The sequence below is a fragment of the Thermoanaerobacterium thermosulfurigenes genome (genome assembly GCF_051201035.1).
Taxonomy (GTDB): Bacteria; Bacillota; Thermoanaerobacteria; order Thermoanaerobacterales; family Thermoanaerobacteraceae; genus Thermoanaerobacterium; species Thermoanaerobacterium thermosulfurigenes.
Map to the genome: position 1 here is coordinate 1 of NZ_JBPODR010000040.1, position 12,166 is coordinate 12,166.

Annotated in this window: 10 protein-coding genes and 3 riboswitches; of the genes, 1 reads left to right on the top strand and 9 read right to left on the bottom strand. The window is 33.0% G+C overall.

All coding sequences use genetic code 11. The annotated features are described in order from the left end of the window. Positions 1-106: 106 nt before the first annotated feature. Positions 107-433 carry a hypothetical protein gene (locus HNR52_RS11265; protein ID WP_435620610.1) on the top strand — a complete coding sequence of 109 codons (327 nt, stop codon included), beginning with the start codon at positions 107-109 and terminating at the stop codon, positions 431-433. A gap of 13 nt (positions 434-446) precedes the next feature. Here HNR52_RS11265 and HNR52_RS11270 read toward each other — a convergent pair whose 3' ends face one another. The 9 genes from HNR52_RS11270 to HNR52_RS11310 all read right to left on the bottom strand — a co-directional run bounded on the left by HNR52_RS11270 (position 447) and on the right by HNR52_RS11310 (position 11,965). Then, entirely contained in the window at positions 447-1,718 is a 1,272-nt protein-coding gene (locus tag HNR52_RS11270; RefSeq protein WP_013787406.1) for an Nramp family divalent metal transporter, read from the bottom strand. A gap of 174 nt (positions 1,719-1,892) precedes the next feature. After that, positions 1,893-3,185, bottom strand: coding sequence for a homocysteine synthase (locus HNR52_RS11275; RefSeq protein WP_013787405.1), 1,293 nt, complete (start codon positions 3,183-3,185; stop codon positions 1,893-1,895). A 129-nt stretch (positions 3,186-3,314) separates the two neighbouring features. Then, positions 3,315-3,417, bottom strand: a riboswitch (SAM riboswitch). Positions 3,418-3,491: 74 nt separating this feature from the next. Next, positions 3,492-5,198 (bottom strand): DNA polymerase/3'-5' exonuclease PolX, encoded by a 1,707-nt coding sequence (gene polX, locus HNR52_RS11280; protein ID WP_435620611.1) that lies wholly within the window; start codon positions 5,196-5,198, stop codon positions 3,492-3,494. A gap of 131 nt (positions 5,199-5,329) precedes the next feature. Further along, positions 5,330-6,517: an MFS transporter gene (locus tag HNR52_RS11285; protein WP_435620612.1), complete on the bottom strand. Its 1,188-nt coding sequence runs from the start codon at positions 6,515-6,517 to the stop codon at positions 5,330-5,332. 12 nt (positions 6,518-6,529) lie between these two features. After that, a complete protein-coding gene (locus HNR52_RS11290; protein WP_013787402.1) occupies positions 6,530-6,925 on the bottom strand; it encodes a HEAT repeat domain-containing protein in 396 nt (131 codons plus the stop codon). Then, the gene (locus HNR52_RS11295) at positions 6,922-7,254 is read right to left on the bottom strand and encodes a hypothetical protein (RefSeq protein WP_013787401.1); all 333 of its coding nucleotides are present in this window, start codon (positions 7,252-7,254) and stop codon (positions 6,922-6,924) included. Before HNR52_RS11295 ends, HNR52_RS11290 begins: the two co-directional genes overlap by 4 nt. A 76-nt stretch (positions 7,255-7,330) precedes the next feature. Next, positions 7,331-7,391, bottom strand: a riboswitch (Fluoride riboswitch). Between the two features lie 24 nt (positions 7,392-7,415). Beyond that, on the bottom strand, positions 7,416-8,603 hold the full coding sequence (locus tag HNR52_RS11300) for an MFS transporter (RefSeq protein ID WP_230197630.1): 1,188 nt from the start codon (positions 8,601-8,603) through the stop codon (positions 7,416-7,418). A gap of 134 nt (positions 8,604-8,737) precedes the next feature. Beyond that, positions 8,738-10,024 carry a phosphopyruvate hydratase gene (gene eno, locus HNR52_RS11305; RefSeq protein ID WP_013787399.1) on the bottom strand — a complete coding sequence of 429 codons (1,287 nt, stop codon included), beginning with the start codon at positions 10,022-10,024 and terminating at the stop codon, positions 8,738-8,740. Between the two features lie 60 nt (positions 10,025-10,084). Beyond that, positions 10,085-10,146, bottom strand: a riboswitch (Fluoride riboswitch). 67 nt (positions 10,147-10,213) lie between these two features. Next, positions 10,214-11,965, bottom strand: a complete 1,752-nt coding sequence (locus tag HNR52_RS11310; protein ID WP_435620613.1) for a dynamin family protein — start codon at positions 11,963-11,965, stop codon at positions 10,214-10,216. Between the last annotated feature and the right edge of the window lie 201 nt (positions 11,966-12,166).

Here is a 12,166-nt window from a genome sequence, read left to right on the forward strand (position 1 = left end):
CGAACATAGAAAGGTCATGTTAAATTATTGTTCGGTGTATTAACTCCCGATTTGATATAAATCATGTAACTTTGTTACAAATATATTATACTAGGGGGAATTTTAAATGAGAAAGAAAGTTATAGCTATATTCGCAGGCACGCTAATAATAGGTGCTATAGCATTTACGCAAATACCTGCATTAAGAGCAAAGGCCGATACAATTAATAACGGCTATGGGTTTAACATGATGGGTTCAAATTTCAACTATAGTGCCATGTACAACTACATGAAAGGACTTACAGCGAAAGATGTGCAAAATATGATGGGTGGAAATATAGATGAAAAAGATGCGCAAAATATGTTAAATGCATGCACAAATGCGCTAAAGACGAAATCAACGAACAGCAAAAGTAATTTAGGAGCCTTTGGCTCCTTTTTTTACGTAGTTTAATTCGTATCTGAAATCATATCTGAAACAACGTGAGAATTCCCAAAGAACATACAAGTAAATATATTATCGCAAGTACGATTTTTTCCCAATTTTTTAATTTATATTTTTCAGGTAATGCCTTCCATCCCAGTGCTATCAAAAATCCGAGGACAATTGGCAAAAGCAATGAATTCATTATTTCAACTGAAATTGTCAATGTTACAAGGGGTACTCCTGATAAGACGATAATGGCGGAAACAATAATACCTGCAGCATATAATCCATAAAATATCGGAGCTTCTTTCCATGATGAATTAAGGCTTCGCTTAAAATCCATAACTTCACCTAACGACCATGAAGTTGCCAATGAAACAACAACAGCTGCTATCAAAGAAGCACCGATAATACCTGCTGAAAATAAGATTTTGCCACCAACCTGACCTACAAATGGTATAAGTGAATCAGCAATCTGCTGAATATTCGTAAGTGAAACATTTGGATTTATCCGTCCAATAGTGGCAGCCGTTAATACAAGTACAACCGCCATGATTATCTGAGTTACAACTGAACCGACAGCAGTATCAATGCGGCTAAACCTTATCGATTTTTCTGTTAATTTTTTGTCTATCACAGCGCCTTGTTGGTAAAATATCATCCAAGGCATTATTACGGCTCCAACATTGGCTGCTATAAGAAGCCTATAAGATTCATCGTAGAAAGGCTTCTGTCCGATAATCCCATTTATTATTGACGAAGTATCGGGATGTGCTAGTATAACCGCTGGTATAAAGCTTAGTTCAAATAATCCGATAAATATAGCTATGCGTTCAACAATAGTATAACGTCCAAAGCCTGTTATTAATATTAAGGAGATTGATGCAAGTGATATGCTTATCCACTTTGGTATGCCAAACAATAAGCCAACACTGGCAATACCAGAAAATTCTGTGACTAAAGCACCTATAGCAGAAACCACAAGTGTTAAAACTGAAAACCATGCCCAACCTGCACCAAACTTTTCCTTGATCAATTCGCCATGCCCTTTACCAGTCGTTATTCCAATACGTGTTGTAAGCTCCTGCACAAAATATAAAATTGGAATAAGCAAAAATTGCAGCCACAACAAGCTATAACCCCATCTAGCACCCGACTGTGCCGATGTTATAATAGATCCTGCATCAGTATCTGCTAACATAACAGTAAGCCCTGGGCCTATTGTTGCAAGTAGTAATAGAATAGTAGATTTATTCTTTTTTGATCCTTCAAATTCATGAGATAGTGTATGTTCGTTTTCGTTCAAAGGCATTTAAGCACCCCTTCTGCATAAATTTTTCTTAACCTCAGTAAACCATAAGAAAAGCAAATTCAATTTTTACAATTCTTTGATTCTGAAATTCATTCTCAATTAGATTATACAATATATTTCACCGTACTGCAATATCAAAAGCTCTCTTCTATTCTGAAGAGAGCTCTATAATATTTATTCTGCTGCTTTTTTAAGTGCTTGATCAAGGTCATACAATATGTCGTCGATGTCTTCTATGCCTATTGAAAGTCTTATTTGGTCAGGGGTTACACCTGCTAATGATAATTCTTCTTCGCTTAATTGCGAATGTGTCGTGCTTGCTGGATGAATTACCAAAGACTTTGCGTCACCAACATTGGCCAGCAATGAGAATAATTCAAGGCTGTTTATGAATTTGATTCCAGCATTTATTCCACCTTTTATTCCAAATGTCAATATCGCTCCTGCACCCTTCGGCAGGTATTTCTTTGCAAGCTCATGGTATTTGTTTTCTTTAAGTCCAGGATAGTTTACCCACGTCACATTGGGATTGCTTGCTAAGAATTCTGCTACTTTTTGTGCATTTTCCACATGTCTTTGGACTCTTAATGACAAAGTCTCTAATCCTTGTAAAAATAAAAATGCATTGAATGGACTTAAAGATGCACCAGTATCTCTTAAAAGCTGTACTCTCAGTTTTGTGATATATGCGGCAGGTCCAAATGATTCAACATATTTGATTCCATGATAGCTGGGATCTGGCTCTACAAATTCAGGGAATCTTCCGCTTCCTGCCCAATCAAATTTTCCTGAATCTACTATTACTCCGCCTATTGATGTTCCGTGGCCTCCTATAAATTTTGTCGCTGAATGTACTACTATATCTGCCCCGTATTCAAACGGACGGAAGAGATATGGCGTTGCAAATGTGTTGTCTACAATTAGCGGTATTTTATTCTCATGGGCTATTTTTGCTATAACCTCAAAATCAGGTATATTTATCCCGGGATTTCCTATCGTCTCTATATACAATGCCTTTGTTTTGTCTGTTATTGCTTTTCTGAAATTTTCTGGATCATCTGGATCTACAAATGTCGTTTTAATGCCAAGTTTAGGCAACGTTAAAGCGAAAAGATTGTATGTTCCTCCGTATAATGTGCTGGCAGATACTATTTCATCACCTGCACTTGCTATATTTAAAATCGAGTATGTTATAGCAGCAGAGCCAGAAGCTGTCGCAACAGCACCAACACCACCTTCTAAGGCTGCTATTCTCTTTTCAAATACATCATTGGTGGGATTCATAATTCTTGTATAAATATTACCTGGTTCTTTAAGGCTAAATAAAGAAGCGGCATGTTCAGTATCTTTAAATATATATGACGATGTTTGATAAATTGGCACTGCCACTGCACCTGTAGTTGGATCTGGTTCTTGCCCCGCATGCACCTGCAATGTGTCAAATTTTAATTTTCTTTCTTCACTCATCTAAATCTCTCCTCTATATAATTTTAATTTAAATAAACAAATTAAATTGATTCTTATAATGCACCTCTTTTCATTTTGGTATATTAAAAGCCCTCTTCGATGTAGAAGAGGGCTAAGTTTGCGCCGCTCCTCTCATCTCTCAGGTTTCCCTGCAGGATTTGGCACCAGACGCATTATATATGCCGGTTGCCGGGTTTCATCGGGCCAGTCCCTCCACCACTCTTGATAAGAGGTTTCATATTCAATTTGTATTTTAAACTATATTAACACTTTAAATCATTAATGTCAATAGGTTTTCTTGGAATTTTATTTTAAAACCTTCTTTAATTCGTCATATTCATACGTATTTATCACATCTTTCGCTTCAAGCCAACCTTTACGTGCAATGCCGATGCCATATTTCATATCATCAAGTCCTTCTATCCTATGTGCATCTGGGCAAATTGCAAATTTTACACCTTTTTCTTTTGCATATTTTATATATCTCCAATCCAAATCAAGCCTGTATGGACTTCCATTTATTTCAATTATTTTCCCGTATTCAGCAACACTATCTATAATTTTATACACGTCAATGTCATAACCGTCTCTTGCAAGGAGAAGTCTCCCTGTTAGATGTCCAATGATTTTTGTGTATTTATTTTTTATAGCTTTTATTATTCTCTCTGTCATGTCGTCTTTAGTCATTTTAAAGTTAGAATGAACAGATGCGATGACAAAGTCAAGTCTTCTCAATATATCTTCGTCATAATCAAGTGAACCATCTTTTAATATATCAGATTCTATGCCTTTTAATATTTTTATATCACTATACTTGTTATTCAATTCATCAATTTCATCCAATTGCCTTAAAACATCTTCTTCTTTAAGTCCATTTGCATAAAATGCAGATTTACTGTGATCTGTAATACCAATAATTTTATAACCGCAATCTCGTGCAGCATTCACCATTTCAGAAATTGTATTTGCACCATCGCTGTATATCGTATGTACATGAAAAACCCCTTTGATGTCTTTTTCATCTATTAATATGGGAAGTAATCCTTTTTCTGCTGCTTCAATTTCACCCATATTCTCTCGAAGTTCCGGTGGAATATATTGAAGAGCTAAACTTTTAAATATGTCGTCTTCATCATAGCATTTAACAAGCAAATCATCTTTAAATAGTCCATATTCATTCATTTTTATTCCCATTTGCTTTGCCCTATGCCTCATAGCTGTATTGTGCTCTTTGCTACCGGTAAAATGGTGCAATGCATATGGAAATTCCTCATCTTTAACAACCCTTAAGTCTACATTTATGCCAGATTTCAATATTACGCTAGTCTTGGTTTCTCCCTTGGCAACAATATCCCTTATACCTTCATATTTTGTAAATACGTCCATTAGCTTCTCAGGATTGTCACACGTAGCAAGAATATCTATGTCTTTCACCGTTTCTTTTCTTCGCCTTAAACTTCCCGCAATCTCGCATCTTATTGTCAATCCACTATCAACAAGATATTGTTTTAATGATGTGGCCTCTAAATATGCATCCATAAATAGATGCTTACCACTAAACTGTTTTATAAATTGTATACCTTCAAGGATTTTTTTCTGTGTTTTTTCACCAAATCCAGGTAATTCAACAAGTCTATTTTCAATACAGGCATATTCCAATTCACCAACCGTCTTTATATCCAATTTGTCATACAATGTTTTTATCTTTTTAGGTCCAAGACCTGGTATTTTCAACATCTCAATTAAGCCTTCAGGTATCGATGCTTTAAGATTTTCATAGTATTCAAGTCTGCCTGTAGTAATAAGCTCTGTAAGCTTTTTATTAAGCGCATCACCTATACCCTTCACATCTTTTAATCTATCTTCTTTTATTAATTTCTCAATATCGTCGTCAAGAACTTCTATTGTACGGGCAGCATTATAATACGCTCTCGACTTAAAAGGATTTTCACCTTTTAATTCTAATAAAAGCCCTATTTCATTAAGTATATCGGTAACAGTTTTCTTATCCATACTCATCACATCTCTTTAATTTAATCTAAATAATTGCCGATGTATTCTTAATATATTATATCATTTTCACTGTAAAACAAAAATAATAAAGTATGGTTCATGTGTAAACCATACTTTGATTTATAGTTTATTTACTTTTCTATTCTAAATATAGTTATAAAAATTACAGCTAATATTGAGCATCCAGCGCCAAAATAAAATGGAGCGGAAGGTGCAACTTTATCCCACAGATACCCAGCAATAAAACTGGCAGGCAGTGCAAGGATACCAATAGAAGCATTGTACAATCCAAAAGCTGTTCCTCTATTATTTTCATCTACAAGATGCGCAACAAGAGACTTTGCTACACCTTCAGTCGTAGAATAATAAATACCGTAAATTGCATATAAAATCCATATATGCCAAGGCACCCTGGCTAATGCAAATCCAAGATAAGTAACTGCATAAATTAACCATCCAATTTTGATTACATTAACCCTTCCAATCTTGTCAGACAGTATTCCGCTGGGCACAGACAGTAAAGCATAAAAAAGGTTAAACATGGCAATGATAATAGGTATCATGGCTGAACTTACGCCTACGTTACGAGCTCTTAATATCAAAAATGCATCACTGCTATTTCCAAGTGTAAATATTAGCATAACTATGAAAAACAACAAAAATTTTCCTTTGAATATAGTGAAATCAAATTTAAACGGTGTACTGACATTATCTCCTTTTCTTTCGACTACGAATAATCCAATAAGCAATATTGTAATAAAGCCAATAAGCCCTGCAACTAAAAATATTATCCTGTATTTCGTCTCATCTATGTATTTAGCAAGCAAAACCATTAACGCTGTTGTGATAAGTGGTCCAATAAATGAGCCTAACGTATCAAGCATTCTTTGAAATCCGAATGAATAGCCCATGTTTTTCATTTCAGATGACTTTGCAACAAGTGCATCTCTTGGAGCATCCTTTAAACCTTTACCAATGCCATCAGTAAAACGCAATCCAAACGTCATTGCTGCACCATTAGTCAATGATAGAAAAATTCTTCCTATTGCAGAAAATAAATATCCTATAAAGACGATTGATTTTCTCTTTCCAAGTTTGTCAGATATTATGCCAGAAACAATCCTCATAATACTGACAATCGTTGTTACGCTTCCCTCAATTAACCCTACGGTTTCTTTACTTAAACCTAATATCTGAGTGTAAAACGTTGGCAAAATAGGTTGTATCATATCCTGGCTTAAACCACCAAAAAAAGCCACCCATCCTAATGTCTTAATATTATTGACTGTACTCTTATTTTGTCTTTCTTTATTATCCATTTTATTATCCTCCTAATTAAATCTTGATTTAATTTTTTCTAAAGCAATTAAGGCGATGTTCTTTGATAAAACTGAAAAATTATCTATATTTTCTTTAATATAATTATATACATCTTTATCGCCTATTTCCCCTAATGCTGCTACAACAGCTTGTTCAATGTAGGGATCTCTTTCCTTTCTGTCCTTCTTGAGATACTCTATTAAAGTATTTTTAGCTTCTTTAATTTTTAGTTCTCCAATAATCTTTGCTGCCATATACTGTACATTATAATCAGGATGATTTAACGCCGTAATAAGTTTTTTGCTATAATCATCATTTGTAATATTTTTAAAATCATACCCACATTTTTGACATTTTTCATCGCCAATATCAGCTATTTTAAAGCAGTTAGGACATATATACCTCATTCTTCATCAGTCCTTATGCCAGAAAGTCCTTTTAAATAATTGTTTTCTGCCTCATACCCTTTTAATTTAATATCCAGTGTTTGATTATCTCTTACTAGCTGGAAATATTTAAATCTCATAGCGGAATACTTTGATGCCAACATTATAAGCTGTTTTCTTATATCTTTATCATCAGGATTTTTTCGTTCCATCCAATACGCTTTAATACCCATCTCAAAAATAGCTCTGTAACAGTCTTCACTGCTGAAACCGTCCTTTTCCAAATCCTCTTTTAATTCTTTTATTTCTTCCATTTGTTCGTCACTTATTTCAAATGATACTTTCTTCATCACGATCATCCTTTCATATATCAACTATTTTTTATTATCATGCTCTATCCTTAAAGTAAAACAAAAATAGCTCCTACTAAATGTAGAAGCCATTAGCCATCAAAGCAATTAAGGTGAGCTTCATCACCATAATATTCTTTTAACTATATTATACCATAAATTTATCTGCTTGATCTAACAAATAACACATACCAAAAAAGCGCAATCATTTCGGCTATTATTGAATATAGAAATATAAAATTGATAGAATGAGCATATAAGTATCCGAAAATAGTACTTCCTAAAAACATAGAAAATCCTGTAACAGCACTGAATACACCAAACGCCTTGCCTCGCTCAGAAATATACGTAATATCGGTAATTACAGACCTCATCGTAGTTTCTTGCATACTTGTAATAAATCCCCATATAAGCATTGAAACGATAGCCAAAACTGGCATATTTGAAAAGACCATGAAAGTCATCAAAAAGGTCGATATTGGAAGCACTGCTAACGACAAAAAACCTTTCTTGTCATAAAATTTTCCAATGAATACTGCACTTACTCCATCTACCGCCATTGCTAATGCGTACAAAAGTGGAATAGCATCTTGGCTTAACACTTTATGACTCAAAAAATGATATGAAATAATCGGATAATTAGCAAATCCGAGCATTGCAAAAAATATAAAAAGCATGTAATATAAATACTGCCTTGAAAAGTTTTTATTCAACAAATCTACATTTTTAGATGCATTTTTTGTATTTTTCTCCAATTCTGCAGGATTAGTGACTTTGCTTCGAGCGTATATTACAAATATAACAGTAAGTATTGCTGGAATCCACATCAAAATAAATCCCGTCTTATAACTACCAGCAAAAGATATAACAAAAGTAAAAATCAAAGGTCCTATAATACCACCAATTTGATCAAGCAACTCATGTAATCCAAAACCTAATCCAGTTCCTATTTTTTTACTTACATGTGATAAAATAGTATCTTTGCCTGGACTTCTTATTGCTTTTCCGGTTCGCTCCAATATTATTAACAGCGCTGCTATTGGCCATTTACCTGTAATAGCTAAAAGAGGTACAGAAATAAGCATTCCATATCCTAATATCGTCCAAAGCCATGGTTTTGATGTCTTATCTATAGCATATCCTACTGGTATTCTAATAGCAGACGCCAAAAATTCACCAATACCCGTAACAATGCCAACGATTAGTGCATTTGCACCTAACAACTTCAAATATGGACCATACACACTTCTTGCACCTTCATAAGTTATATCTCCAAATGCACTAACTATACCAAGTAGAAGTATAACACTAATTGCCACTTTTTTATCTTTATCATCAATTTTCATCATATCAAATCCTTTTTGCTGTGGTCCTTTTTTTATTGCTCTTCTCGCTAATTATTTTAATTAATAAATTAGACCAAAATGGCTAACAACAGTCATTAATTAATGATGCTGTTAGCCATCCTTTCTAAACTCTATAGTTATTTCCTTAAATTATAAAATATATCTTTTCCTTTAAATACAGCGCTATCTCCCAATAACTCTTCAATCCTTAAAAGCTGATTGTACTTAGCTATTCTTTCAGTCCTGCATGGAGCACCGCTTTTTATCTGTCCAGCATTTACTGCTACTGCTACATCTGCCATTGTTGTATCTTCTGTTTCACCTGAGCGGTGGGAAATAACAGTAGTATAGTTAGCTTTCTGAGCCATTTGTATTGTATCCAGTGTCTCTGATAAAGTGCCTATTTGATTCAACTTAATTAAAATAGAATTGGCAATATTTTTCTCTATACCCTCTTTAAATATCTCTGGATTTGTAACAAAAATATCATCACCTACTAATTGAATCTTGCCACCAAGCTGAGACGTAAGCAATGCCCATCCATCCCAATCATCCTCTGCAAGTCCATCTTCAATGGACACAATAGGATATTTATTAATCCATTCTGAATAGAGATCAATCAACTCACTTGATGTACGACTTACTTTTTCACCTTCAAATACATATTTTCCATCAATATAAAACTCAGACGCAGCAGGGTCAATCGCTATAGCTACATCTTCTCCTGGTCTGTAATCTGTTTTTTCTATTGCCTCGATTAAAAGTTTCAATGCATCTTCATTTGTCGAAAGATTCGGAGCAAACCCACCTTCATCACCTACAGATGTGCTAAAGCCCCTGCTTTTTAAAACATTTTTTAAAGTTTGATAAACTTCTGAGCACATTCTCAATGCAGTCGAAAAACTATCTGCACCAATAGGAACAATCATAAACTCCTGGACATCAACAGTATTGTCTGCATGTTTTCCTCCATTTAATATATTCATCATTGGCATCGGCAGTTCGTACGAATTTGTGCCTCCAATATACTTAAAAAGCGGTATATTTAAATAATTCGATGCTGCCTTAGCCACTGCCAACGATACACCTAAAATTGCATTTGCACCAAGCTTTGACTTGTTTTTTGTGCCATCTAATGAAATAAGCAAATGATCTATTTTTCTTTGTTCAAATACATCCATATCAGTAATCTCTTTTGCAATAATGTTGTTGACATTGTCAACTACATTTTTAACACCTTTGCCATGATATCTCTTTTTGTCATTTTCCCTTAATTCTACGGCTTCTTTTGTACCTGTAGAAGCTCCAGAAGGAACGGCTGCCCTTCCTATAATACCATTTTCCAATATAACGTCAACTTCTACTGTAGGATTCCCTCTTGAATCTAAAATTTCCCTTGCTTTTACTGAAGTAATTCGTGGCATAATATGTATCCTCCTTTAGATAATTTTAAATTTATAATAATAAAAGCTGATAACTCCTATACTTATATAGAAGCCATCAGCTAAAATTAGCAATTAAGGTGAGCTTCATCACCTAATAAAATTATTTACTTTTAACTATAATTTTCTAACTATAGTTTAAACAAATTAATTGTAGAAGTCAATATCTTTTTAGGATGATTGCCTAATTTCGGCAATTATATCATTTAATTTGCTTTTCAATTCGTAAATATTTTTCAACATATTTAGATACAAATCTTTTTCTTTTTGAAAGCTATCTTTGTCAAGTTCATAATCAGTTTTTGTTTTAGCAAGAAGTTTTTTAACCGTTTCAAACATAGATTGCAATTTTGAATTCATATCCTTTTCAAATTCACTAAAACTTTCTTCAATTCTTCTTAACAAATCATATCTTATGCGGCCTAAATTTCTATCAATATCTACATGAATCCTGCTTACAATACCATTTAATATAATCTTGCCAGCAATTTTTTTGGGCAAGAAATAAGTAAAAATTACCGGATCGATTTCCAATGCATCTACATCATATCCTATTTTGTACGTAAATTTACTTTCTGATGTAATTCCATCTCTGCACTTAAAATATTCTAAATCTATACCAAACAACTCATTTGCCACAGATTTTATTTCATCAATGACTTCATTAATCCTTGAAAAATAATTTGATAATGCCACATTATACTGTTTCTCAATATCCCTTTCAATTTCCATTTTTATTATTTCAAATTCTTCTACTATTGTTTTTTCAACATATTCCTCAAGTTCTCGTTTCTGATCAATTCTACTTAATTTTAAAATGCTGTTATAATGTTCTTTTGTTCTTTCTGAAACTCTCAAGCTTAAATATTGTTTATATTCCTCGGCTTTCTCATCAAAATTTTGTAAAATATTTTTCATGTCGCCTTGAAATAATAAATATATTTCATTTTTATTTTTCTCAACTTTTCTAATAAAGTTTTCAAAGGCTTTTATATTAGATTCTAAATGTTCTAAAGGAATTTGTTTTAATTTTATGCTGCTTTCAATAAAAGTTTGGCACATTGAAATGATCCGATCAATATTTTTAGCATAACTTTCAAGCAATACTTTTTCTTTTTCTGTCATTAGAAAATTTTGTAAGTCAACTTCAAGCTTTTTTGCTCTACTCTTTTCAATTGCTTCATTATCTTTCGAAATTTTGCCTTCTAACGCCAATTTAGCAGAAATTGGATATATAATAATATTATCATGCTTCGTAATTTCTTTTATAATATTTTCATTAAATTTAATTATCTCATCTAATTCTATTTCACTTACATAGTCAATTTTGTTTAAAACAAAAAATATCTTGTTGACATTCTCTGATATTTGAGACAAAAACTCTTTTTCCAATTCACTTATAGGAGGATCCACCGAAAGTAAAAAAATCACAGCATCAGCTTTATTTATATAACCATATGCGACATCTGTATTATGCTTGTATACCGATCCAATACCAGGTGTGTCTATAATTACTACATCATTGCTTACAAACTCAAAAGGATATCCTATATGTATCTCTTTGACTTTTTTTATGTTTTTAGGATTGTTCTTCTCTGTGCAGTATAAATCCAATTCTTTTACATCAATATTATCAATCCTACCATCTTCGTACAGTACTTTTGCCCATACTTCAATACTATATTGAACTTTTGTTATAACAGATGTTAAGGGAACGACTCCTGTAGGAAGCATATCAATTCCCAATATATAATTGGTGAATGTCGATTTTCCTCTTTTAAATTGTCCTAACACTACAAGATAAAAGACATTACTGCTAAATTTATCTTTAATATCTGATATAGCATCTTCTATTGCTTCAACACTTATATCTTTTGATATACTTTCTACTTTTTCAAATATTTCATCTAATTTTTTCCTCATACTACTATATCGCTCCTTCATTGGATTACATCCATATTGTAAATTTGAAATTCAGGTATTGACATACCTGAATTTCAAATTTTATATAGCCACTACATATTATTTTACTAAAACTTCGCACATAAATAATTACTCTGTTCCTTGAAAACTTAATGCTTTGCCAGAAAAAAGTAATAGTAATTTACACAATTATGCACACTT

Bases quoted from the DNA above. Each gene is read 5' to 3' on its own strand.
- HNR52_RS11265 (WP_435620610.1), top strand. From the start codon at position 107: ATGAGAAAGAAAGTTATAGCTATATTCGCAGGCACGCTAATAATAGGT.
- HNR52_RS11310 (WP_435620613.1), bottom strand. From the start codon at position 11,965: ATGAGGAAAAAATTAGATGAAATATTTGAAAAAGTAGAAAGTATATCA.
- HNR52_RS11290 (WP_013787402.1), bottom strand. From the start codon at position 6,925: ATGAGGTATATATGTCCTAACTGCTTTAAAATAGCTGATATTGGCGAT.
- HNR52_RS11275 (WP_013787405.1), bottom strand. From the start codon at position 3,185: ATGAGTGAAGAAAGAAAATTAAAATTTGACACATTGCAGGTGCATGCG.
- HNR52_RS11300 (WP_230197630.1), bottom strand. From the start codon at position 8,603: ATGATGAAAATTGATGATAAAGATAAAAAAGTGGCAATTAGTGTTATA.
- HNR52_RS11270 (WP_013787406.1), bottom strand. From the start codon at position 1,718: ATGCCTTTGAACGAAAACGAACATACACTATCTCATGAATTTGAAGGA.
- polX (WP_435620611.1), bottom strand. From the start codon at position 5,198: ATGGATAAGAAAACTGTTACCGATATACTTAATGAAATAGGGCTTTTA.
- eno (WP_013787399.1), bottom strand. From the start codon at position 10,024: ATGCCACGAATTACTTCAGTAAAAGCAAGGGAAATTTTAGATTCAAGA.
- HNR52_RS11285 (WP_435620612.1), bottom strand. From the start codon at position 6,517: ATGGATAATAAAGAAAGACAAAATAAGAGTACAGTCAATAATATTAAG.
- HNR52_RS11295 (WP_013787401.1), bottom strand. From the start codon at position 7,254: ATGAAGAAAGTATCATTTGAAATAAGTGACGAACAAATGGAAGAAATA.